Source organism: Paraflavitalea soli, from assembly GCF_003555545.1.
Taxonomy (GTDB): Bacteria; Bacteroidota; Bacteroidia; order Chitinophagales; family Chitinophagaceae; genus Paraflavitalea; species Paraflavitalea soli.
In genome coordinates, this window is sequence record NZ_CP032157.1 from 1,355,005 (window position 1) to 1,379,898 (window position 24,894).

Annotated in this window: 15 protein-coding genes; 8 read left to right on the forward strand and 7 right to left on the reverse strand. The window is 47.3% G+C overall.

The annotated features are described in order from the left end of the window. Positions 1–24: 24 nt before the first annotated feature. Positions 25–2,373, reverse strand: coding sequence for an ABC transporter permease (locus D3H65_RS05195; RefSeq protein WP_119049246.1), 2,349 nt, complete (start codon positions 2,371–2,373; stop codon positions 25–27). A gap of 331 nt (positions 2,374–2,704) precedes the next feature. On the opposite strand from D3H65_RS05195, the gene secDF reads away from it, so the two are divergent. Then, complete coding sequence (secDF, locus tag D3H65_RS05200) at positions 2,705–5,812, forward strand: protein translocase subunit SecDF (protein ID WP_119049247.1); 3,108 nt, start codon at positions 2,705–2,707, stop codon at positions 5,810–5,812. Between the two features lie 221 nt (positions 5,813–6,033). Here the strand turns inward: secDF and D3H65_RS05205 are convergent, their stop codons facing one another. Continuing rightward, complete coding sequence (locus D3H65_RS05205) at positions 6,034–6,228, reverse strand: hypothetical protein (RefSeq protein ID WP_119049248.1); 195 nt, start codon at positions 6,226–6,228, stop codon at positions 6,034–6,036. Positions 6,229–6,452: 224 nt separating this feature from the next. Here D3H65_RS05205 and D3H65_RS05210 point away from each other — a divergent pair, with 224 nt between their 5' ends. From D3H65_RS05210 to D3H65_RS05220, 3 genes are all read left to right on the forward strand, one after another. Then, the gene (locus D3H65_RS05210; RefSeq protein WP_162915418.1) at positions 6,453–7,718 is read left to right on the forward strand and encodes a sensor histidine kinase; all 1,266 of its coding nucleotides are present in this window, start codon (positions 6,453–6,455) and stop codon (positions 7,716–7,718) included. A gap of 16 nt (positions 7,719–7,734) precedes the next feature. Next, a complete protein-coding gene (locus tag D3H65_RS05215) occupies positions 7,735–8,442 on the forward strand; it encodes a response regulator transcription factor (RefSeq protein WP_119054397.1) in 708 nt (235 codons plus the stop codon). A gap of 169 nt (positions 8,443–8,611) precedes the next feature. After that, a complete protein-coding gene (locus D3H65_RS05220) occupies positions 8,612–9,244 on the forward strand; it encodes a hypothetical protein (protein ID WP_119049250.1) in 633 nt (210 codons plus the stop codon). A gap of 120 nt (positions 9,245–9,364) precedes the next feature. Here the strand turns inward: D3H65_RS05220 and D3H65_RS05225 are convergent, their stop codons facing one another. The 5 genes from D3H65_RS05225 to D3H65_RS05245 all read right to left on the reverse strand — a co-directional run bounded on the left by D3H65_RS05225 (position 9,365) and on the right by D3H65_RS05245 (position 16,505). Then, positions 9,365–9,955: a chemotaxis protein CheB gene (locus tag D3H65_RS05225; protein WP_119049251.1), complete on the reverse strand. Its 591-nt coding sequence runs from the start codon at positions 9,953–9,955 to the stop codon at positions 9,365–9,367. Further along, on the reverse strand, positions 9,937–10,758 hold the full coding sequence (locus D3H65_RS05230) for a CheR family methyltransferase (RefSeq protein WP_245999683.1): 822 nt from the start codon (positions 10,756–10,758) through the stop codon (positions 9,937–9,939). Before D3H65_RS05230 ends, D3H65_RS05225 begins: the two co-directional genes overlap by 19 nt. A gap of 34 nt (positions 10,759–10,792) precedes the next feature. Beyond that, a complete protein-coding gene (locus D3H65_RS05235) occupies positions 10,793–14,419 on the reverse strand; it encodes a response regulator (RefSeq protein WP_119049252.1) in 3,627 nt (1,208 codons plus the stop codon). Between the two features lie 115 nt (positions 14,420–14,534). Beyond that, on the reverse strand, positions 14,535–16,103 hold the full coding sequence (locus D3H65_RS05240) for a hybrid sensor histidine kinase/response regulator (protein ID WP_119049253.1): 1,569 nt from the start codon (positions 16,101–16,103) through the stop codon (positions 14,535–14,537). A 159-nt stretch (positions 16,104–16,262) separates the two neighbouring features. Then, positions 16,263–16,505 (reverse strand): RNA recognition motif domain-containing protein, encoded by a 243-nt coding sequence (locus D3H65_RS05245; RefSeq protein ID WP_119049254.1) that lies wholly within the window; start codon positions 16,503–16,505, stop codon positions 16,263–16,265. Between the two features lie 302 nt (positions 16,506–16,807). On the opposite strand from D3H65_RS05245, the gene D3H65_RS05250 reads away from it, so the two are divergent. The 4 genes from D3H65_RS05250 to D3H65_RS05265 all read left to right on the forward strand — a co-directional run bounded on the left by D3H65_RS05250 (position 16,808) and on the right by D3H65_RS05265 (position 24,879). Next, a complete protein-coding gene (locus D3H65_RS05250; protein WP_119049255.1) occupies positions 16,808–17,077 on the forward strand; it encodes a short-chain dehydrogenase in 270 nt (89 codons plus the stop codon). Positions 17,078–17,201: 124 nt separating this feature from the next. Then, the gene (locus D3H65_RS05255; protein WP_119049256.1) at positions 17,202–18,272 is read left to right on the forward strand and encodes a 3-oxoacyl-ACP synthase III family protein; all 1,071 of its coding nucleotides are present in this window, start codon (positions 17,202–17,204) and stop codon (positions 18,270–18,272) included. A 421-nt stretch (positions 18,273–18,693) separates the two neighbouring features. Next, the gene (locus D3H65_RS05260) at positions 18,694–20,751 is read left to right on the forward strand and encodes a CBM96 family carbohydrate-binding protein (protein ID WP_119049257.1); all 2,058 of its coding nucleotides are present in this window, start codon (positions 18,694–18,696) and stop codon (positions 20,749–20,751) included. Positions 20,752–20,886: 135 nt separating this feature from the next. Beyond that, positions 20,887–24,879, forward strand: coding sequence for a CBM96 family carbohydrate-binding protein (locus D3H65_RS05265; protein WP_119049258.1), 3,993 nt, complete (start codon positions 20,887–20,889; stop codon positions 24,877–24,879). Positions 24,880–24,894: the final 15 nt, after the last annotated feature.

Here is a 24,894-nt window from a genome sequence, read left to right on the forward strand (position 1 = left end):
GCTGCTATAGGAAAGTAGAAAGGCTCACTCTGTTCTGAGCGACTTTACCGGGCTGGTCAAAGCTGCTTTGAACCCATGAAAACTTACTGTGGCCACGGCGATCACTAAGGCCAGCAGTCCGGCCACTGCAAACATCCACCAGGAAAGGCTGATACGATAATCCCAGTTCTGCAGCATCATATTCAATACCCATCCTCCCAGCGGTGCAGCCACCAGGAAGGCGATCAATACAGGTTTTAGAAAGTCCTTCGACAGGGTGATCCATACCTGCGATACGCTCGCTCCCAGCACTTTACGCACACCAATCTCTTTGTTGCGTCGCTCGGCCAGGAAGGCTGAAAGGCCAAACAACCCCAGGCAGGAGATGAAAATAGCCAGTATACCTATAATATTGGTCAATTGGCTTGTATAGCGCATGCCCTCCAGGCGTTGCTGGAGCACCTCCGCTGTAAAATGGTATTCAAATGGTGAGCCAGGACTTACTTTCTTCACAGCCAGTTCTACCTGGGCCATCGTTTTGCGCCAGTCATCATCGTTCCGAAACCGCAGGAACAAATGATTCATGCCACCGCGGTTCAGTTTAATGAGCATGGGGCCAGGTTTAGCCATGGGACTGTTGAAAACGAAATCCTGTACCACTCCAATGACGGGTGAACCGCTTAATCGTGTGCCAACGATTGGCGATTTAAGACCCATCTTCAGGGCTGCGGCCTGGTTGATCAGGCAACCGCTTGTATCTGTACCGAATGCCGGGCTGAAATCACGGCCCTCCGCCATTTTTAAACCCGCTGTTTTTACCCAGTCGTATTGCACATCCGTTACAGTCATATAGAAGCGTTGGTCGGCTGTTTTGCCTGGCCAGTCAATACCGTCTACAGCACCGCCGAAGTTGATGAGGTTATTAGTGCCACCGGAAATACTGACCACTCCAGGTATTTGAGACAATTCATTTTTCAGCAATTGGAATTTGGGCCCCATATCGCCCCGTAGGGGAATCTCTACCAGATTTTCAGCTTCGTAACCGATCGGCCGGTTCTCGGCATGCTTTGATTGTTTGAAAATAACGATCGTGGCCAGGATCAGGAAGATGGATACTACAAACTGGAAGGTCACGAGCCCCTTACGTAATAGCGAACCTCCTTTGCGGTTGGTGATCACTCCCTTTAAAACCAATACTGGTTTAAAACTACTGAGGAAGAAGGCAGGGTAGCTACCTGCCACAAGGCCAGTAAATAATACCATGCCCAGCAGTGAAAGCCATATTTGCCAGTTGGAAAGATCAAGCGTCATGTCTTTCCCGGTATAATGATTCAAAGCCGGAAGTGCAATCACAGCGAGGAATATACCCAACAACAGGGAAACGAAGGTGAGCAACATTGCTTCGCACAGGAACTGGAAAATGACCTGTTTGCGAAAAGCTCCCATTACTTTACGTACACCCACTTCCCGGGCACGGTGTTCCGACCGGGCCGTGGAAAGATTCATGAAATTGATGCAGGCGATCAGTAGCACAAACAGACCGACCGCGCCCATTAGCATCACGGCATAGATGCGTCCACCGGCAGGTTTACCATTCTTAAATTCTCCATACAGCCACATTTTACTAAATGGATAAGCAAATAAGCCCGAATTTTCGTTCCCTGTCTTCTCTTTGTATAATTTATCCAGCTTTGTATTAAAAGTGGTGAGATTAATGCCGGGCTTTAATTCCATCCAGGTAGCTATAGCGCTATTGTCCCATTTATTGATCCATGAACGGTTTTCGTATTCGTACTGGACGAAAGGGATGATCACATCAAAATGCTCGCTGCTGTTTGCCGGCAGGTCCCGGATCACAGCACCCACCTGCAAAGCATATTGGTTATTATACCTGATCAGTTTACCCATGGGGTCTTCCTTTCCAAACAACTTTTTAGCTATCTTTTCCGTGATTACTATCGATCCTGATTGTTCCAATGCTTTCACCGGATCGCCCGAAATAGCCGGAAATGTCATCATCCGGAAATAGTCAGGCTCTACATAGACCGTTTTTTCATACAGTGATTTTTCTCCCACATTGAACAACCCCTGCCCGCCATTGCCATAGCGGGATACATATTTTACCTCTGCCAGGTTGGTCCGTAATACTTCCGCCAGTGGGCCCGGCACAGATTTGCCGGCACTAATGTCCCCTGACAGCTTGTTGGTAACTATCAATGCATGGATATTGGGCAAATGGGTATGAAACTTATCATAACTGGTCATATCCAGGATACAGATCATCGCCAGGATACTGATGGCCAGTCCTACAGCCAGCCCGCTGATATTAATAAAAGAGGAAACTCTGTTCCGGGTCAGGCTACGCCAAGCTATCTTAAAGTAATTTTTCAGCATATATTAATGGAGATTATCGGGTTGGTCAATTCCCGGCCAAGAAAATGCCAGAGTATTAATAGGTTATTAATCAATAGTATATGTTAATTTGAAATTCTACCTACTGTTCTTTTTTGATACAATGGGTGTTCATTATTGGCTACTGATTATTACTTTTGCAGCCATCTCTCCAACCGCCGGTTTATCGTTTGTCCTAATACCTAAACGTCCGGCTATCTGTATACGCTTGCCGAAACCTTCTATAAGCCTCATTTTCAGGCTTATTTTGCTATTTCCTTTTCTGTTTGAAAACCCTATCTTTGCCAACTCCTAAAAAATAAACAACATTGCAATGAGAGCACTGGTTAGCATTTTTGCTGGATTATTGATCCTTATATCCCTTTACCAGCTATCCTTTACCTGGTTCGTGAACAAACATGAGAAAAGTTTGGATGCAAAAGCATCTGCCTACATCAAAAAGGCATACACTGCCGCCGCGCAAAAATACCCTGGCGATAAAGAAGCCCAGGCTGCTTATCAGGATTCTCTGAATACCTACAAAGCACATTATTACGATAGTTTACGTTCTGCCACAAAAGAAACTAAAATTACCTGGTGGGGTCAAACTTACCAGAAAGCCAAAGAAAGCGAATTGTTGTTGGGTCTCGACCTTCAGGGCGGTATCAATGTAACGATGGATGTGGCGTTGGATGGACTGATCAAAGGATTGGCCAATAATCCCAAAGATCCACAGATCACCAAAGCCATTGAAGAAGCCCAACGTTTGAAGCTGACCAGCGATCAAAACTTTATCAACCTCTTCATCACTGCTTTCAAAACCGTTAATCCCGGCGCTAAACTGGCTCCTCATTTTGCCAAAGCCGGCAATAAGTTGAGCGCCAACGCCACCGATGAGCAAGTGATTGCTTATATTAAAGGAAAGGCAAATGCAGCCATGGCTCAAACCTACGAGGTGCTGAGAACGCGTATTGATAAATTTGGTGTGGCTCAACCCAGCATCAGCCTGGATGAAAATAAAGGTATCATTACCGTTGAACTGGCTGGCGCCAGCGATCCAGAGCGTGTAAGGAAATATCTGCAGTCTACTGCCAACCTCCAGTTCTGGGAAGTATATACCATGAATGATGGCATCATACAAAATGGCTTCGTCAATGCTGATAAAGCGTTGGAAGCTTATTTATATGGTACTACCGCACCCAAAGACAGCAATGTTGTGGTACCCGATTCTCTCAAAGGCACTACGAAGGCTGATTCTATCAAGAGTGCTGCCGATAGCGCATTGCTGGCATCCCGTTCCAACCCGCTGTTCAGGGTATTGAATCCTGCCCGTCCTTATCAACAAGGCGGTTATCCTGCTTATGTGGGAATTGCTGCCATAAAAGATACCGGTAAAGTAAACCAGTACCTTAATATTCCTGCTGTTAAGAATAACTTTCCCGGCAATGTAAAGTTCGTATGGGGCAAGCAGGAGCGTGATGACAACGGCAAGGCCAGTGAAATCCTCACTTTGTTTGCCATTAAAACCATTCCTGGTAAAGAAGGCGCTCAATTGGAAGGTACTGCCATTGAAGATGCCCGTCAGGAGTTTGACCAAACTACCAATGAAGTACTGGTAACCATGGATATGAATGATGCCGGTGCCCGCCTTTGGTCTAGCATGACCGAACGCAACATCGGTAAGCCCATCGCCATTGTACTGGATGATATTGTTTATACAGCTCCTAACGTAAACCAGAAGATCGATGGCGGCCGTTCCCGTATTACTATGGGCGCCAGCAACGCCAAAAACAGGGCCCTGGTAGTGGAAGAAGCCCAGGATATCGCCAATATCCTGAAATCTGGTAAGGTAGAAGCGGCTGCTAAGATTGTGCAGGAGCAGGTAGTAGGACCTACCCTGGGTGACGAAGCCGTACACGGTGGTATCATGTCCTTTTCCATCTCTTTCGCCGTGATCTTCCTGCTGATGCTGGTATATTATAATACAGCTGGTATAATTGCCAATATTGCCCTGATCTTAAACCTGCTGTTTACCGTAGGTGTGCTAAGTGCCATGGGCGCTACACTGACTGCTCCCGGTATTGCCGGTTTGGTATTGACCATTGGTATGGCAGTAGATACCAACGTAATCATCTTTGAACGTATTAAGGATGAACTGGCGCATGGCAAATCCCATGAACAGGCGATCAAGGACGGCTACCGCCGTTCATTACCGCCAGTGCTCGATGCGCACATCACTACCTTATTAACGGCCATCATCCTGGCTATCTACGGTCTGGGACCTGTATTGGGCTTTGCCACTACACAGATCATCGGTATCTTGTTGTCCCTGTTCTGTGGTATCCTGGTATCCCGTCTGATCACTGACTTCTATACTAATAAGAATCGTCACTTCAAATATTTCACCGGTCTTTCCAAGCGCATCTTCCAGCATGCCAGCTACCCATTCATTAAGTTCCGTAAGGTAGCTTATGGTATCACAGTAGTAGTACTGATCCTGGGTGTTGCCGCTATCTTCAATGGCTTTGATGAAGGTGTGGAATTTAAAGGTGGAAGAAGCTATGTAGTTAATTTTGGCAAACCGATCGATGAAGAAAAAGTCAGGGAAGCTTTGGATAAAACATTCCACAAGGCCCCCCTGATCAAAACGTATGGCAGCCCCAATAAACTGGAGATCACTACTGATTTTAGGATCAATGAAGAAGGATTGTCTATCGATTCGGCTGTGCGCAATACCCTGTTTAGCGGTCTGAAGCCATTATTGCCCGCAAATCTTACCGCGGAAGAGTTTGCCACTACCAAGTGGGTTGAAGGAACCAAGAAGGTTGATCCTACGATCTCTGATGACTTGAAAAGCGGTGCACAATGGGCTACCTTCTGGTCGCTCCTGATCATCGCCATCTATATCTTTATCCGTTTCCGCGACTGGCGTTATTCACTGGGTACCATCGTGGCCCTGTTGCACGACGTATTGGTTACCCTGGCCGTATTCTCCTTCCTGAAAGGCGTGGTGCCTTTCCCATTGGAAATCGACCAGCACTTCATTGCGGCGATCCTGACGGTGATCGGTTTCTCGATGAACGATACCGTGATCGTATATGACCGTGTGCGTGAATACAGCCATACCATGAAGGGGATGAATAAGGAAACCCTTATCAATAAGGCTATTAATGATACGCTGAGCCGTACCATTATGACCTCACTTACCGTGTTCCTTACCATCTTTATCCTGTTCCTGGTAGGTGGTGAAGTAACCAAAGGGTTTGCCTTTGCTATGTTGATCGGTGTGGTTACCGGTACCTATTCATCCATCTTTGTTGCGGCTCCCATGCTGGTTGACCTGGCTAAGAACAAGCCCCTGGGTGAAGCCGACGCAAAACCTGGCGCTACTGCCCCTGCTGTAAAAGCCAAGGCTCCGGCTGCAACAGCTAAGAAAGCATAATAATTATGATCTTGTTTATAGTACAAAGCCTGTGGTTCATACCCACGGGCTTTGTTGCATTTAAGAGGCCGGACAGTGAATAGGGAATAGTCAATAGATCGACTCAAACGGATTCACTGTTGACTATTCACCATTGTCTTGCCCCAAAAAGAAACGTCGTCCACCCACGGACGACGTTCATAAACCCTAACAAAACCGACCTTGCTTTATCGAAAAAGTTACTATGGCTTAGTAGCTGTTTTATCGTGTTTTTTATGGTGGTGCGCTGCTTTCTTGGTAGTATCCTTGGCAGGAGCTTCCTTAGCAGGAGCAGTTGTTTCTTTCTTAGCTTTAGGAGCAGGTTTAGGAGTCGTTTGAGCCATTGTCAAGCCGGTTAAAGCTATCACCAGGGTGGCTAACAAAAATACCTTTTTCATTTTCTGTATATTTTATGTTGAAAATTGTTGACGGAATAAAGCTATCCAAATAATTAGCCCGTACTCAATTTTTGGGGGTGGTTAACCGCTGTTTAACTTCTGTTAATGAATTGTTGATGAGCAGTGGAAACCTTTGTAACTTCCCTTAACGATCGGTTAACCAGATAAAAAGAAAATGATAGATAATGCATAGCAAATTTGCCGGAGGTATATATTTAAACGGTATGCGTTCTTCAACCCTCAGGTGGATCATATTGCTGGCAACATTACTGATTGCCCTTATTACTGGTGTCCAGCTATTCTGGCTCAATAAGGTCTATTCGTTTGAACACAAGACCTTTAATACAAATGTGGTGAAAAGTATCCGGGGGCTTTACGAGGATATGGATATTGCCGATACGCCGGCCAATCACCTCCAGGACCTGATAGAGCATCCTTCTCCCGACTATTTCCTGTTTCGGGTGGAAGGGACGTCAATTCCTTACGATTCCCTGGTCTTTTACCTTAAACATGAACTGAACGATTTTGATGTGCTAACGGATGCGCTTATAGGTTTGTACGATTCAAAGAAGGGTACCTACATTGCTGAGCAATATATACCAGCCGCTGCAGCCCGGTATGACCCCTCTCATAATGTATTACCGGTGTACCAGCGCGATCACGATTATGTATTGCTGTATTTCCCGCACCGCAATAAATATGTGCTGGCCCAGATGAATTTCTGGTTCATCAGTACGGCCATCCTGTTCTTTGTATTGATCAGCCTGGCCATCATCCTTTTCTACTTTTACCGGCAGAAATTCCTGGTAGAAGTTCAAAAGGATTTTGTCAATAACTTTACCCATGAATTTAAGACCCCCCTGGCGGTCATGAAAATATCATCTGAAGTCCTGCTTCAGGATAAGATTGTGAACCAGCCAGAGCGGTTGTTCAAGTACGCCAACATCATCCAGCACCAGACCCAACACCTCCAGAGCCAGGTAGAGCGGCTGCTGCATATCGCTTCCACCGACCGGCGGGAACTGCCCATTGAAAAAGTGAGGGTGCCGGTAAAAGAGATCATCGAGCAGGCCGTAGCCAAGATCCAGCCCCTGGTAGACGATAAAGAGGCGCTGGTGGAAATACAAAGCGCTGAAGAGCCCGGCTATGAACTGCTGGCCGACCGGGTACACCTGGAACTGGCAGTGGTCAACCTGCTGGAAAACGCCCTTAAATACTCAACCAAACCCCATGTGATCATCAGTACAGGGCAGGAGGATGGGCACCTGTTTATTTCCGTCAAGGACAATGGTATCGGTATTGAGAAAAAATACCAGAAAAATTTATTCAAAAAGTTTTACCGGGTGCCCACCGGCGACGTACATAATGTAAAGGGATTCGGTCTTGGACTGAATTTTGTTAAACGGATCATCGATGCTCACCACGGCAGTATCAAAGTGAATAGCCTGCCGGGGATCGGGACTGAATTTAAAATGCTATTCCCGCTTTAATAAAACTATGCAAGCCATGTTAACAAGAAAAGGCAGGGTATTATTGGCTGAAGACGACCTTTCTTTGAGCTATGTGATCAAGGACAATCTGGTAGATGCCGGGTATGAGGTAATTGTGTGTCCCGACGGACAAACCGCTATTGATCAATTTGAAAAGGGCCGTTTCGACATCTGCCTGCTGGATGTGATGATGCCCAATAAAGACGGATTTAGCGTAGCCCGTAAGATCCGCCAGCACAGCGATGTGATCCCCATCCTCTTCCTCACCGCACGTTCTATGGAAGAAGACCGGATCAAGGGGTTTTTATCCGGCGCCGACGATTATATTACCAAGCCCTTCAGCATGCAGGAACTTTTGCTGCGGATGGACGTATTTATGCGTCGTACCCGGAAACTGGCTGCCGATCATGTGCAGCAATTCACCATTGGAAAACTCACCTTCTCCTATACGGATCTTAAATTGAACGCCCCGGATGAGAGCTTTACCCTCACCCAAAAGGAAGCCGATCTCCTCAAATTCCTCTGCGAGCATGCCAACCATATTTTAAAACGGGAGGAAGTACTCCTCAATGTTTGGGGAAAGGACGACTATTTCCTGGGCAGGAGTATGGATGTTTTCATGACCAAGCTCCGCAAGTATTTTAAAGCCGATCCCGACGTACTGTTGGAAACCATTCACGGCGTGGGCTTCCGTTTTAATGCTGCTGTTCAGGTGCCTGCCTGACATGCCTTCCCGGGTATACGATTTGCACTTATATAGTGAATGGATTCTTTTAGCATTCCGCTAACAAATTTGAATGATTTGTTATTGACTACCATGTAGTTAAACCGTGGAATGAAAATTGAATCTCATATAGGGAAGCTAGATTTTATTCACTATAAAGCGCTCTTTTATGAAAAAGCTAATCGTACCGGCCAGTATGGCCATTATGATACTCCTGGCTGCCTGTTCTTCCACCAAGGTTACTTCTTCCTGGAAATCGGATGAGGCCAACAAATTGAACTACCGCCAGGTGCTGGTATTGGGACTAATGCCCAATAAAGACCGCAGCATACGTATGAACATGGAAAATGAACTGGCCGAAGAGCTGAAAGGCTCAGGTGTCAATGCCATTGCAGCCAGTACTGTTTTTTCCCCCAACCAGCTAAACAATATGAACGAACAGCGGGCCCTTCGCTTTTTGCGCAACAAAGGGTATGATGCTGTAATGACCATCGTATTGCTGGACAAGGCCAAAGAAAAGAATTATGTACCCGGTAATGTATCCTACCAGCCTTATGGCGGTTATTACAGCCGCTTCTGGGGCTATTACCGTACCGTCTACGGCAGGGTCTATACACCGGGCTATTATACCACCAGTACCAATTATTTCTGGGAAAGCAACCTTTACAGTGTCGCTGATAACAAAATGCTCTATTCGGTCCAATCCAAATCTTTTGATCCTTCGGAGGATAAAATTGGCCGCGACTATGCCAAACAGATCACCCGCGATATGCTAAAGCAAGGTGTGTTGGTTAAAAAATAAATCTAGATAACCTGCATAAAAATAAATGAATCAATAAAATAGTCTCTTTATGCGGGAGGCTATTTTATTTGTGGGTAGGTGTTCGGGATGCTGAATACAGGGAGCAATGGCTCCTTTAGATCAGGTGTTAAGGAATAAGCTGTTTATAAAGCCAGCCAGCTGATCGGCGGGGAGCACTTTATCTACCTGTACCTGCTCCACTGCCTGCCGGGGCATATAATCGACATCGGCCGAATCGGGGTCCTGCACCAGGCAGGTGCCTCCATGGCTTTTGATGCTTTTCATACCATCTACTCCATCGGCATTGGCGCCCGAAAGTAAGATGCCCAGCAGGGAAGGCCCATAGGCCTCCGCGGCGGATTCAAACGTGATATCAATACTTGGACGACTGTAATTCACTTTTTCCGATACATCGAGGGAAAAGGTATGGTCTTTTTCCAGCAACAGGTGGTAATCGGTAGGGGCTATGTAAATCGTATTGGGCTCAACCGGTTCCTTTTCTTCTGCTTCCTTTACCGGCCAGGTGCTCTTGGCGTTGAGGAGGTCTACCAGTATTTCATCATTGGAAGGCTTGCGGTGGGTAACGATAATGATGGCCACCGGCAGGCGGGGATGAAGGGCCGGTATCAGTTTTAATATAACATCCAGGCTACCGGCGGAACCGCCGATAACGATCAGTTGGATAACAGGTATTATGCTATTTTCCGCCATATCCTTTCTTTATTGTCCAGCTGTTTGTATTTACGGAAAATGGGTGCATACTTCAGGTTTTCTTTGGCGCCCAGGGCCAGGAACCCCAAAGAGTCCAGGCTGTCATCAAATAATTGCAAGGCGTTGTTTTGAAGGTTCCTGTCGAAGTAGATCAATACGTTCCGGCAAAAGATGAGTTGAAATTCATTGAAGGAACTGTCTGAAACAAGGTTGTGGGTAGCTACCACCATTTTGGCGGCCAGCTTTTCATCAAACTTGGCCCAGTCATACTTGGCGGTATAATATTGGGAGAAATCCTGTTTGCCGCCCGATTGGATATAATTCTCTGAATACTGTTTTATAAAACGCAAAGGGAAAATGCCTTTGCGCAGCCGTTCCAAAACACCCGGATTGATATCGGTGGCATACAACAGGGATTTCTTCAGCAAGCCTGCCTCCTGCAACAGAATAGCCATGGAGTACACTTCTTCCCCGGTAGAGCAGCCGGCATGCCAGATGCGTATAAATGGGTGGGTAGCCAGTACAGGCAGCACTTCTTCCCGTATGGCTTTGTAGAAAGAAGGGTCACGGAACATTTCGGTCACATTGACGGTGATCTCTTCCACAAAGCGGCGGAAGTAAGTGCTGTCGGTTTGTATCTGTCTTCTGAACTGTTCAAACGAGGTGAATTTATCCAACGCGTATAAACGGTTGATCCTTCTTTTCAGGGAAGCTTTGGAATAGTCGTTAAAGTCATACCCATACCTTTCCAGCACATTCTGGAGCAGTATATCCATTTCCTTGTCCTGTATTTCAAATTCCACGGCTATTGTTTTAAGTAGCTGCTATCGCCGGCTGTTATTTGCCTGCATCATACAACCATACCCGCAGCAGGGATAGCAGTTGGTCAATATCCACCGGTTTGCTGATATAGTCCGATGCACCGGCCTCTATACATTTTTCCCGGTCGCCTGTCATGGCTTTGGCGGTAACGGCAATCACTGGCAATTTACTGAAAGCGGGGTTAGCTTTGATGCGTTTGGTCGATTCATAGCCATCCATTTCCGGCATCATCATATCCATCAATACGATATCCACGCCGGGATGTTCCTGCAATTGCCGCAGCGCCTCTTTCCCGTCCATGGCGGATACTACCTTCATATGATAGGCTTCCAGGGCTTTGGTAAGGGAGTAGATATTGCGGATATCATCATCGGCGATCAATACGGTCTTATCTTTTAACACTTCCTGCAATAGGCCCAGATTGTTGGACGACCTGCCGGAGTTGGCGTCTTTTTCTCCCACCAGGTGCAAGAAAAGGGAGACTTCATCCAGTATGCGCTGGTAGGAGTGGGCTGTTTTGATCACAATAGAATCGGCATACTGCCTGATCTTCATTTCTTCGGCCCTGGAAAGGTTCTTGCCAGTAAAAATGATGATGGGTATATTTTCCAGGCCAGGTGTTTTCTTCACTTCATCGAGCGTATCATAGGATCGCTGGTTAGGAATGCCCATATCCAGTATTACACAGTTCACTTCTTTTTGAAGCAGGGCCTCTACGCTGCCGATCACAGTATTTTTGATCTCTGTATTGACCTTGAAGTTTTCCAGGTAATAGGCCAGCGCTTTGGCGTGCTTCATGTTCTCTTCCACAATGAGCACTTTGCGTGGATTGTTGGTGAGCATGAATTCAATACGGGCAAAAATATCCTGCATTTGCTCATAGGCTACGGGCTTATTGATGAAGTCTACCGCTCCTTTGGAAATGCTCTTGTATTTGCCATCATAGGCGCTCATCATGTGTACGGGTATATGCCTGGTTTGCGGATTGTTCTTGAGGTCTTCCATTACTTCCCAACCATCTTTCACAGGCAACTGTATATCCAGCAGGATGCCTGCCGGCATAAATTGTAAAGCCAGTGCCAGTGCTTCATCGCCCCGTACACTCACCACGCCCTTATAACCTTTGTTGCGGGTATAGTCCAACAAGGATTTGGCAAAATTGGTATCGTCTTCCACAATGAGGATCACTTTGTCGCGGTGATTGATCTTGTGCCGGTCATCGGGTACATTCTCGGGTATGATATCGCTGATATAGCGCTGACGTAATTCCTGCGCAGGTACAGGCAAAGGCAATGACGACGGTGCCTGGGTGCCTGGCTGATCAGGCTGCAAGGGGCGGTCGGTGTTGGTGGTCCCACCCAAGGCTGCAAGGGCCTGGGATAAAGGGATGTGTACGGAGAATTCACTGCCCTGGCCGGGTTCGCTTTCCAATAGTATTTCGCCACCCAGCAGCCTGGCCAGTTGGCGGCTGATGGATAGGCCCAACCCGGTACCACCATATTTGCGGCGGGTAGACCCATCGGCTTGCTGGAAGGCTTCAAAGATGATCTTTTGCTTATCCGGAGAAATACCAATACCGGTGTCTTTTACCGTAAAGGCAATGGTATGGCCCTCACTGCCAGGCATGGATATGTTCAGGGCTACATATCCCTTGGCGGTGAATTTTAGTGCATTGGCAATAAGGTTCTTGATGATCTGTTCCAGGCGCAGCCTGTCGGTCTCAATAATGCCCTGTACGTTGTTGTCGATGGTGGTTTTGAATGCAATGCCTTTCTCTTTGGCCATGGGGCCGAAAAGGGCTACCATATCATCGACTATTTCCTGTACCGGTACATCGGCATACTGCAGTTCCATCTTGCCTGCTTCGATCTTCGAGAGGTCCAGTATCTCATCGATCAGCGACAGCAGTCCATGACCAGAGCTTTGTATTACCCGGGCATATTCTATTTGTTCGCTGGAGAGGTTTTGCTCATTGTTTTCCGACATCAGCCTCGACAGCAGGAGTATGGAGTTGAGTGGAGTGCGCAATTCGTGCGACATATTGGCGAGGAACTCCGATTTGTAGCGGGTGCTTTGTTCCAGCTCTTCTGCCTTTTTCTGTATCTCCAGGTTCCTTTCAAATACCAGCTGGTTCTTCTCTTCCAGCAGGCGGGCCCTTTCTTCCAGTTCTCCATTGGCCTCTACCAGTTCTTCCTGTTGTACTTTCAGTTCTTCTTCCGATGCCTGCAGCTTTTCTGTCTGGGCTTCCAGTTCGCTGTTGATATTCTCCATTTCATTGTGCTGGGCCTGCAATTCTTCCGACTGCGACTGGGTTTCTTCCAACAGTTCCTGCAGGCGGCGGCGGCTTTCTATGCTGTTAATGACAGTGCCTATATTGTGAGCAGCCGATTCAAGGAAGATAATTTCGGTTGGGGTATATGCTTTAATAGCTGCCAGTTCGATCACGCCCATGATCTTTTTTTCAAAGAAGAGAGGAATGGCAATAATGTTCTTCGGCTTGATGCTGCCAGTAGTATGGCTGATGGTAATGAGACCTTCAGGCACTTCTTGCAGGTAAATAGTAGAGGCGCTGTCGGCGCATTGTCCGGCGATGCCTTCTCCGAAAGCTATACGCGGTTTGGCGAGCTTTTCATCAAAAGCAAAACCTTTGATAAAGCGCAGGCTGGTATTGTCCTCGGCCAGGTAAAAAGCGCCGGCCTGGCTATTGGTATAATTGGCTACATAGGCTAATATACCATGTGATAACAGGGGCAATTCATATTCGCCCAGCATCTTTTCATTAAGGGCGGCAATACCTGTTTGGAGCCATTCCTTATCGGCCAGCAGGCCGAAGGAATGTTCCAGCGAATTGCCCATCTTATTGAGTGCTACACCCAGGCTGCCCAGTCCGTCTTCTCCTTTGTCCTGAACGCGTACGCTGTAATCGCCGGCAGATATCTTGTTGGCTACATCCTGGATGATATTGATGCGGCGGGTAATGTCTTTGTCTTTTTCCGCCAATGCCATCTGAAGGCGGGTGGTCTTCTCAAAATCGCTGTTGACCCGCATAAAGGAAATAACGGTGATGATGAGGGAAAGGGCAGCGGCTATTACAATGAGAAGGGGAGTGTAGGTAGAGAACCGATTCATTCGTGCTGTGCGCATGGCCAGCAACTGCTCTTCTGTTTTTATCATTTCGTTGACTACCTGTCTTGCCTCATCCATATGTTTTTTGCCTTCCAGCAATTGTTCTGTAGTGACCTCTTCGCCACCGCGCTTTTGAACGATGCGACGTTCCAGGTTCGATAAGCGCAATACCACTATTTCCTGTAGCCTGTTGGTACGCATTTCCTGTTGGCGGTTATCAGCTGTCAATGTTTTTAGCTGAACCACGTATGCCTTGGCGCTGTCAATAGAACCATTATACGGAGTCAGGAAGCGATCATCGCCGGTAAGGAGGTACCCCCGCTGACCCGTTTCCGCATCTTTGAGGGTAGACATGATCTTTTCTACCAGTTGCTTCACTTCGTTGGTATGTTCTACCTCGCCGGCACTTTTCAGCAGGTTGCTGATGCTTACGTAAGAGGCTACAGAGCTTATGATCAACAGGAATAATGAAACACCAAAGCCAATTAACAGGTTCCGTTTAAAAGTCGATTTCATTGAAAGATTTATTAGGTACCTTTTTACAATGTTTGTATTCGATTTAGCACTTGTCGGCGAGATGGCAGCATTCGCATGCGTCGCAGGGGAAAGCTGTCACCTCTCCTTATTGACCTCATTGTTGCTTCACAGGAAGTATCATGATAAATGTACTGCCCTTGCCTTCTTTACTTTCGGCAGTAATCAGTCCATTATGGGTATCCATGATCTTTTTTACAATGGCCAGCCCAATGCCGGTGCCTTCATATTCCTCTCTCGAGTGCAGGCGCTGGAAAATAGAAAATATCTTATTGAGGTAGATCTCATTAAATCCAATGCCATTATCTGTTACGGTAATACGGCAATACTTTCCGGCCGGTGAAGGGATGCTGTAAGGATCTTTCTCCGTCACCAGTACCGATCGGATATGGATAACGGGTTTGTCCCGTTTGTTGGAAAACTTGAGGGCGTTGCTCAGTATGTTTTGAAATACCTGCCTGATCTGGGCTGGTATCACCTCCAGGGCTGGGATATTATCGGTGTGAATGATGGCCTCTTTTTCCTGTATCAGCAGTTCCATGTCCACCAGTATTTCCTGGATCACGAGGTTGATATTGGTCGTCTCAAAAACACCGGATATGGAGAGCCGGCTATAATTGAGGACATCGGTGATCAGGTTATTCATGCGCTCGGAGGAATGGATCAGCCGGTTAATATAGCCTACGGCGTCGGAATTATTGGACAGGAACCTGTCCCTGATGAGGTGACTGAATACCTGGATCTTGCGTAAAGGTTCTTTGAGGTCATGGGAAGCAACATAAGCAAACTGTTGGAGCTCATGATTGCTCATCTCCAATTCCTTATTGGCCTGGACCAATTCCTGGGTGCGTTCATTTACCCGTTGTTCCAGCAGCTGGTTTACCATTTTCTGTTCATGAATATCAGTAAAGATGCCTACCCATTTCAGGATATTGTTTTCCTTTTTTACAGGTGTAAGGGTGAGGAGATGAATGCGGTATTCTTCCGACTTCAGTGGTCTGATCCTTAGTTCTGTTTCCAGCTGCAGACCGGCTCTTATAGCTTCTTCAATGCATTTTGCAATGGAGATAGCGCCGGGCGGCGTTTGCGGGAACATATCCTTACCAAAAGAATATTGGTACCAGTATTTATTTACAAACTCAATGGTGCCGGCAGGGTCGGACGTAAAAGCGATCTGTGGAATAGACTCCAACGCGGAGCGTAGTTCTTCTACACTCTGGTGCAGGGCTTCCTGGGCATGTTTTCTTACTTCTACTTCTTCCTGCAGTGTTTTCTGTGCTGCACTCAATTCCCTGGTTTGCTGGTGCAGCCGGTAAAAGGTTTTCACTTTCAACAACAGGATATCCGGATCGAATGGCTTGGTGATATAATCGATGGCGCCTGAGGTGTATCCTTTGGTGATGAATCGCTTTTCTGTATTGACAGCGGAGAGGAAGATGATGGGAATATCTTTCGATTTGCTGTAGCCACTGATGGCCTCTGCTACTTCAAAACCATCCATGCCGGGCATTTGTACATCCAGTATGATGAGAAAGTAGGCGTTCTTCAAAACCTTGCGCAGGGCCTCTTCGCCGGAGGCTGCAGTGTCTACCCTGAAATGGTTGACCTCAAGGAGTTTTTGTAAAGAAAAAAGGTTTTCAGGTCTGTCATCTACAATGAGTATCATAAAGAGCTAAGTAAGAATAATTTGGCCAGATTATAACAGCTGGGACAAAAAAATGGCTGTAGATTTATGTCTACACAGAATGGGAGAATTGGCACTAAAAAATCATGCCATCAAAAGATGTAGAATTAGTGAAGAAGAAGGAGAAAAGTAAAAGTAGTATTATCCGCCGATGGGAACTTCGTTGACTTCCATGTAGGTGTTCATGAAAAACATTTCGTGGAGGTTCTGGATGGCTGCTGATCCTGCCTGGCTGTCCATTTCGATATAACCACAACCCAGAGAATAACCTGTTTGATTGTCCCGAAGGATACGTACGGAGATCACTTTGCCAAACTGAAGAAAGAGTTGAAAAAGGTGGTTGGCAGTCGTTTTTTTGTTGAGGTTACCAACAAATATGTTCATAAGAGTGGTTTTAATGTGTACAATGGTACGGCGGGAAGGAAGTTTGGGGGGATATAAACTGAAGATAACTAATTACTATTCATTGGCCTAATTTGTTTTTGAGGCAATAATGGGATTGGCAGGGCTATGGGCGCTGATAACTAATCAGTTAACTATTAAAATTAAAAATCGTACCTTTGCAGGATTAAAAAAATCCCAGCCTGTTATTCCGGTGGTTACATTGGGTAAGGGTTGGGCAGATTGGTCAAGGTTTTCCGGCAGGAACAGCCGGTTATTATGTTCTTTAAAATTTTTAACAGCAGATGACAAACGATCAGATTGAAAAGTTTCTCACGGACAAGAATCCTGACAACGCTCCTGTAAGGATCGGATTTAAGACCCGCAAGCCTTTTATTGGCATTTTTATTAAAACGCCTGACTATGCGGAGTTGAAATCAAAGAATTTCTGGGCTATTGTTTGGGAATCAAATATCGAGACTTATCAGAAGTCAAAAGATGCCAAATTATCCCGTATATTCAATGGTTCAGAAATAACCAAGCTATCGCCTTTTAAGAAGGGAAGCGAAGAATAGGGCTTTATCTTTTTTGCAGTTCCGGAGATAATAATTGTAGATCATATTCCAGCTATGTTGAATATGGTGTATTTATTAGCGCGGTAGTATTTTGTCGTATCTATTTAACCATGCTGTTGCACTAATGCAAAGATCAATCATTACGGGTACCGGAAGTTATATTCCTTCTGTTATCAAAAAGAACAGTGATTTTATTTCCAATAGCTTTTTTACAGAAGACAAACATTCTATAGACCGTCCTCAGAAGGAAATTGTAGAGAAATTCAAGCAGATCACCGGCATTGAAGAAAGGCGTTATGCGCCCGAAAATATGACGGCTTCCGATATGGCCATCCAGGCTGCTCTCCTGGCCATTAAAGACAGTGGCGTGGATCCTGAAACGCTGGACCAGCTCATTGTGGCGCACAATTATGGCGATGTGCTCGCTAATACCGTTCAGATGGATGGGGTACCTTCCCTGGCATCTCGTGTGAAACAAGGCCTGGGCATCAAAAATCCTTCCTGTATACCTTACGATATCTTATTTGGCTGTCCTGGCTGGCTTCAGGGTCTCATACAGGCTGACTTGTACTGCCGGGCCGGCGCCGCCAAAAAGTGTCTGGTAATAGGTACCGAAACCTTATCGAGGGTGGTTGATGATTACGACCGTGACAGTATGATCTTTTCTGATGGTGCGGGCGCTTGTGTAATGGAATACCAGGAGGTTACCGCCGGACAGGCCGGCATACTGAGCACCAGTACCCGGTCTGATTGTGTAGAAGAAGCCGGGTATATTTATTTTGGCGAATCCAATGCTCCGGACGCCGACGCTCATACACGTTATATTAAAATGAAGGGCCGTAAGGTATACGAGTATGCCGTTAAATATGTGCCGGCTGCTATGAAAGAATGCCTCGACAAAAGCGGTATAGGTCTGCATGAACTGAAAAAGATCTTCATCCACCAGGCCAATGAAAAAATGGATGAAAGTATAGTGCGTGCTTTTTACCAATTGTATGGCGCACAAACTCCACGCGATATTATGCCAATGTGCATTCATTGGCTGGGCAATAGTTCTGTTGCCACCATTCCCACTTTATACGACCTGGTACGCAGGAACCAGCTTCCTGAACATTCGCTGCAACCCGGCGATGTGATCCTGTTTGCATCAGTAGGCGCCGGCATGAATATCAACGCCGTGTGCTACCGTTATTGAGAATGATGCTATCCATTACTGTTAGGCTGCTTTGTGCTAATAGAGCTTAGTATTCGGTTAATTGAGGTCATTCAAGCGAACAGGTAATAACGTTACTTCATGGTGCTAACTTTTTATTAACAAAACTGCCTGTTATATGAAGAAATGTCTCAAAGACTATTCGTAAGGGTTTACCCTGACCTGACCTTGATTATTACGTATTCCTGCTGTATTCTGTACCAACTCTCCACACAAACAATCTACTTACTGTTTTTATCCCCTAAACGGCTACCTGCAGGAATCCCGTAAGTTTTGCTATAAGTGAATAAGACGCAACGGGCCATGCTATGCCCGTTACACAAATGCTATGGCGCCTGGGAGCATTGCCCCTGGGGGTGCCTTCTATTGTCATGCCGTATTATTCATTTATTAAAACCTTATTATGAAACAGCTGTATGCTCTTTTTACTTTCCTGTTGATCATTACTACCCTGCATGCCCAGGTAAAATTAAGCGCCGACGGGCCAGGTGATACCTATGAACTGATCGAATCGAAAGGCTTCGGTGTAGAAAGTCCTGATTGCCGTCATACTTCTTTTGGGCGACATGTAACAGAAATATTCGATAATACCCTTGGTAAAAATGTATTTGTATTTCACAGTCATCCGGTAGAAGATGATGACCGTTGTGGTGCAGATGACCGGGTGCGTATGGAGATCAAAGGAGGCAATGGTTCTTCTGACGAAATGCAACATACGCAAGGGCAAACAGCTTATTACCGCTGGAAGTTTAAACTGGATGCCAACTTTATTCCTTCCAGCCGGTTTACGCATATTTTCCAGATCAAGGCCATTGATGGCGATGCAGGGGCACCTTTAATGACGATTACGCCCCGGGCAGGCAATCCACAAAAGATGCAGATCATTCACAGTGCGGGGGAAGGCAGTGGCAGCCTCGGTACTGTACACCAGGTAGACCTGGCGCCTTTTAAAGGCACCTGGGTGGAGGCGTATGTTAAATACAAGAGCAGTGAAGGCAGTGCCGGCACCTTTGAAATTACCATTAAGAGGGTCAGTGATGGGGCTACCTTGCTATCGTATACCAACAACTCATTGGATATGTGGCGTACGGGCGCCAGTTATAACCGGGGCAAATGGGGCGTATACCGTGGTAAAGATGCTGTGTTGCGGGATGAGCAGGTACGTTTTGCCGATTTCTGTATTTCAGAAAGCAGTGCCAGCTTATGCCCCTCCGATATTGGAAGTGAGCCGCCACCTATCTGTCAGCCGGTAGTGGCCAGTGGAGATGATGGCAATGTGGCGGCCAATGTACTGGACAATAACCTCAGTACGCGGTGGTCGGCCACGGGGGATGGGCAATGGATACAGTTTTGCCTCAGCTCCCCGGCTTCCATAACGGGTGTACAGATCGCTTTTTATAGTGGCAATACGCGCACATCGACCTTTGATGTACTGGTGGGTGATGATGGCATTAACTGGACCACCGCCTCGGCGGGCCGGGTAAGCAGCGGCACCTCACTCAACCTGGAAACATTTTCCTTTAGCGCTATCACGGGTAAATATGTACGCATTGTAGGGCATGGCAATAGTGTAAATGCCTGGAACAGTTATACGGAGGTAAAGATACAAACAGGTTCAGGGAGCGGACAAACCATTACGCTTGCACCACAGCATGATGCGTATGTGCGCAATGGTACGGCTGCCGGCACCACGCATGGTACTACGGATGCCAATATACTGGTCACCAAACTCAACTCCACAGCTTCAGCCGGTAATGATCGTCATACCTACCTGCGCTTTGATGCAGGCAGTGCGGGCAGTACCATCACATCGGCTGTTTTACGCCTGTATGGAAAGATCGATGACGACCGGAGCACCAATGTGCCCATCAATGTTTATGGTGTATCCAATACCACCTGGACTGAATCGACCATCACCTGGAACAATAAACCCGCTACAGGCGCCAGTGCTTTGCAAACTGCTACGGTAACGGATGCTACAGCGCGTTACTATAGCTGGGATATTACGGCTTATGTGCAAAGTGAACTGGCAGCAGGGCGCACGCTGATATCGCTGGCCTTGCTTAGTACTGTGGCCACTGATCCACGTATTACCTGGAATTCCAAAGAAACCGGCAGCAATGGGCCTCAACTGGTGATCACTACCAGTACGACGCTGCAATCGCAAAGGCAGTTGCTGGTGGCAAAAGCTGAAGAAGAAGCCAGTGAGCTGCGGTTGTCATCTTTCCCCAATCCTTTCAGGGGCAGTAATACGGTGGTGGTAAACCTGGCGAAAGAAGGATATACGCAACTGGCAGCGTATGATATGACCGGCAGGCAGGTGGCTGTATTGGTGAACGCGCGGTTAGCAGCCGGGGCACACCGCATTCCATTCAGGCCTGAAGCATTGCCCGCTGGTATCTACCTGCTGCGGCTTTCCAATAACGGACAAACAATTACCCAAAAACTGGTAAAAGAATAGAGCATCCTGACACAAAAGAAGGTGAGCCGCCCTTCCGGGGCTGCATTGCCGGACCGCAGGGCGACGCACCTTTTGTTTGGACCTGTTAGGGTCTTATATCATAGATACCATTAACACTTATCAAAACCAATCAGTATGAAAAAAAACAATTGCCTGACGAAAGCATGGCAGCTATTGCTGTATAGCTGTCTTTTTCTCTTTCTGCTACAACCGGCCCGGGGGCAAACACTGCCAACCAACTTTCAGCGGGTGTTGGTAACAGGTAGCATAACAGGGCCTACGGCCATGGCCTTTACACCCGATGGCCGGGTGCTGGTATGCCAGCAGAATGGCCAGTTGCGGGTGGTTAAAAATGGTAGTTTGCTGACTACGCCTGCCATTACTTTATCGGTCAATACCAGTGGAGAACGAGGATTGATCGGGGTGGCAGTCGATCCTAATTTTGCCAGCAACCAGTATATTTATCTCTACTATACACATACTTCAGGGCCGCATAACCGCTTAAGCCGGTTTACGATGACAGGCGATGTCGCAGGATCTGAGTTGGCCCTGTTGGATTTTCCAACGCTGAGTGGCATTTATCACAATGGTGGTGGCCTTGTATTTGGTAATGACGGCAAGTTGTATGTGTCTATCGGGGAAAACCAGGTAGGTTCTAATGCGCAGAACCTGGATACTTACCTGGGCAAGCTGTTGCGGATCAATTCGGATGGTACTGCGCCGGCTGGTAATCCCTTTACCGGCAATGCAGTGCGCAGCCGTATATGGGCTTATGGATTACGAAATCCTTTTACCCTCGCTTCTGATCCGGTGAGTGGTAAGATCTTTGTGAATGATGTGGGCAATGCTACCTGGGAGGAGATCAACGATGCTACTACGGGGGGCAAGAATTTTGGCTGGCCTGATAAGGAAGGTATGTGTACCAGTGGCTGCACAGGGTATACCAATCCTATTTACGTATATGCTACCAACCGCACAGACCCTCCGCCAAACGGACAAGGCTGTGCTATTAACGGCGGTACCTTTTTCAATGGCGGTATCAGCAATTGGCCGGCCACCTATGGCGGCAAATATTTCTTCCTGGATTATTGTGGTTCCTGGATCGATTATATCAATCCTACCTCTCCTTCCAGGGTATCGTTTGCCACCGGGCTGAGTGGTGGGAATGTATACATGAAGCAAGGTACGGATGGCAACCTGTATTACCTGCGTCGTGATAACAGTTCTCTTTACCGCATTGTATATACGGGCAACCAGGCGCCCACCATTACTACCCAACCGCAAAATACGTCGGTGGTGATTGGTGGTACGGCCACTTTCACGGTAGCAGCTACCGGTAGCCCGGCGCCTACTTACCAATGGCGCAAAGGCACTACCAATATTTCAGGTGCTACGGGTACCACTTATAGCATCACCAACGTACAACCCTCGCATGCGGGACAATACAATGTGGTGGTGACCAATAGTTCGGGTACGGTAACCAGCAGTAATGCCACGCTTACGGTAACGCAGCCCAATACTTTGCCGGTAGCTACGATCAATAGTCCCACGAATGGCGTCTTGTTCAGGTCGGGTGATGTGATCAGCTTTAGCGGTGCCGGTACTGATGCGGAAGACGGAACGCTTACAGGCAGTACGTTTGAATGGTGGGTTGATTTTCACCATGCCACGCATATACATCCGGGGCCACAGCTTACGGATGGGGTGAGCAGTGGCTCATTTGTAGCGGACCTGTCGGATCACAATGAGACGAATGTGTGGTACCGTATTTACCTGGCTGTACAGGATTCACAGGGCGGGCGTGATACTTCTTATGTAGAAGTATTTCCGGTTACTTCACAACTTACGTTGCAAACACAACCGGCTGGATTGCTGGTAAGGCTGGATGCGGTACCCTTTACAGCGCCATATACTACGGAAGCTGTTTCGGGTGCATCGCGGCCTATTGTAGCCATCTCACCGCAAACCCTGAATGGGGTAACCTATATTTTTGATCATTGGAGCCAGGGTGGCGCTGCTGCGCAGAACATCGTGATCACGGATAATGATATTACTTATACGGCGCATTACCGGGTGGCCCCCACACCGATAAACTTCACTGCCCAACAGGATGCCTATGTACGGGATGGCACGAATGCAGGGATCACACATGGTACTACGGACTCCACCTTGCTTATCACCAAGCTATCGCCTTCGGGGCAATTGAATAATGCCAGGGAATCTTACCTGCTGTTTGACCTCACACCGGTCAATGGCAATGTATCTGCCGTAACGCTGAAAGTATATGGTAAGGTAGACCTTACTACGGTGCCATCGGTACTGGTGGGAGCCTATTCGGTAGCCAACACTACCTGGACAGAAAATACACTTACCTGGAACAATAAACCGGCTACCAGCGCCACAGAACTAAGTTCGGCTACGGTAACGAATTCGGCTTATGCTTATATAAACTGGGATGTGACGAATTATGTGAGAAGTGAGTTGCTTGCCGGGCGTAAGAAAATATCGCTGGCGCTGAAGAGCATGATAGCGCATGATCCACGCATTTTCTGGAATTCATCAGAGTTTGGTTCCAACCCGCCACAACTGTCGGTGATTGTTGACGGTGCGGCCAGTAATGTACCGCCAACGGTAAGCGTCACTTCTCCGGCTAATAATACCAGTTTCACAGCGCCTGCATCCATAACGATCAATGCTACGGCTGCTGATAGTGATGGTACGGTTACGGGAGTGGAATTCTTCAACGGTACCACCAGCCTGGGTGTTGATAATGTAGCGCCATATTCCATTGTTTGGAACAATGTGCCGGTGGGTGCTTATACGATCACGGCCAAAGCAACGGACGATAGTAGTGCTGTGACTACTTCTGCCCCTGTTAATATCTCTGTCAATGCAGCGCCTTCCTGTACGCCGGTAACGGCCAGTGCCGATGATGGCAATGTGCCTGCCAATGTACTGGACAATGACCTCAATACACGATGGTCGGCCAATGGTGACGGACAGTGGATACAATTGTGCCTGAATGATACCTTTACCATTACCGGGGTGCAGATCGCTTTCTATAGTGGCAATACGCGCACCTCTACTTTTGATGTACTGGTAGGAAATGATGGAGTGAACTGGACCAACGCTGCTACCGGAAGGGTAAGCAGTGGTACTTCGCTGAACCTGGAAACTTTTACGTTTGCCGCTCAAACCGGTAAATATGTACGGATAGTAGGGCATGGTAACAGTGTGAACCTGTGGAACAGCTATTCGGAAGTGAAAGTGCAAACGAGCCAGGGCAGTCAGCAGTTTACCTTAGCGCCATTACATGATGCTTATGTACGCAATGGTACATCTGCCGATATTACGCATGGCAGTACCGATGCGGCGATCCTGATCTCCAAGCTCAACTCCAACCCGGCTGCGGGTAATGACCGGCAAACTTACCTGCGCTTTGACGCCAGTGGAGCCACGGGTACAATTACTTCGGCCATACTGCGGGTATATGGCAAACTGGATGATAACCGCAATACCAATGTACCGGTGAATGCTCATGCGGTATCCAATACTACCTGGACGGAATCGGCTATTACCTGGAACAATAAGCCTGCTACCGGCGCCTCCCAGGGCAGTGCTACGGTAACAGATTCTATTGGCCGTTATTATACCTGGGATGTTACATCCTATGTGCAGGCTGAAAGAGCAGCTGGCCGAAACAATATATCGCTGGCTTTATTGGCTACGGTCGCTACCAATCCGCGCATTACCTGGAATTCGAAAGAAACAGGCAGCAATCCACCACAACTGGTGATCACAGCGGGAACGCAACTCACGGCGGGTCCATCTTCCCGGATGACGCAACTGTTGGGTGAGGACAACACTGCTATGGGTATGACGCTTAACAGTTATCCCAACCCATTTGGTGACAACAATACGATCACCTTCTCGCTGGAGAAGAGTGGTTATACCACATTGAGTGTATTTGACCTGCAAGGCAGGCAGGTGGCTATGCTGGTACAGGGCCGCTTACAGGCGGGTGGCCACCGTACAAGGTTCGTGGCTGGTAAACTGGCGGCCGGGGTGTACGTATTGAAACTGGTACAGGATGGAAAAGTAGTAACGAAGAAGTTACTGAAAGAGTAAGTATTCCTGCACTAA

Bases quoted from the DNA above. Each gene is read 5' to 3' on its own strand.
- D3H65_RS05225 (WP_119049251.1), bottom strand. From the start codon at position 9,955: ATGGCGGAAAATAGCATAATACCTGTTATCCAACTGATCGTTATCGGC.
- D3H65_RS05215 (WP_119054397.1), top strand. From the start codon at position 7,735: ATGTTAACAAGAAAAGGCAGGGTATTATTGGCTGAAGACGACCTTTCT.
- D3H65_RS05260 (WP_119049257.1), top strand. From the start codon at position 18,694: ATGAAACAGCTGTATGCTCTTTTTACTTTCCTGTTGATCATTACTACC.
- D3H65_RS05240 (WP_119049253.1), bottom strand. From the start codon at position 16,103: ATGATACTCATTGTAGATGACAGACCTGAAAACCTTTTTTCTTTACAA.
- D3H65_RS05250 (WP_119049255.1), top strand. From the start codon at position 16,808: ATGACAAACGATCAGATTGAAAAGTTTCTCACGGACAAGAATCCTGAC.
- D3H65_RS05265 (WP_119049258.1), top strand. From the start codon at position 20,887: ATGAAAAAAAACAATTGCCTGACGAAAGCATGGCAGCTATTGCTGTAT.
- D3H65_RS05210 (WP_162915418.1), top strand. From the start codon at position 6,453: ATGCGTTCTTCAACCCTCAGGTGGATCATATTGCTGGCAACATTACTG.
- D3H65_RS05195 (WP_119049246.1), bottom strand. From the start codon at position 2,373: ATGCTGAAAAATTACTTTAAGATAGCTTGGCGTAGCCTGACCCGGAAC.
- secDF (WP_119049247.1), top strand. From the start codon at position 2,705: ATGAGAGCACTGGTTAGCATTTTTGCTGGATTATTGATCCTTATATCC.
- D3H65_RS05220 (WP_119049250.1), top strand. From the start codon at position 8,612: ATGAAAAAGCTAATCGTACCGGCCAGTATGGCCATTATGATACTCCTG.
- D3H65_RS05205 (WP_119049248.1), bottom strand. From the start codon at position 6,228: ATGAAAAAGGTATTTTTGTTAGCCACCCTGGTGATAGCTTTAACCGGC.
- D3H65_RS05235 (WP_119049252.1), bottom strand. From the start codon at position 14,419: ATGAAATCGACTTTTAAACGGAACCTGTTAATTGGCTTTGGTGTTTCA.
- D3H65_RS05245 (WP_119049254.1), bottom strand. From the start codon at position 16,505: ATGAACATATTTGTTGGTAACCTCAACAAAAAAACGACTGCCAACCAC.
- D3H65_RS05255 (WP_119049256.1), top strand. From the start codon at position 17,202: ATGCAAAGATCAATCATTACGGGTACCGGAAGTTATATTCCTTCTGTT.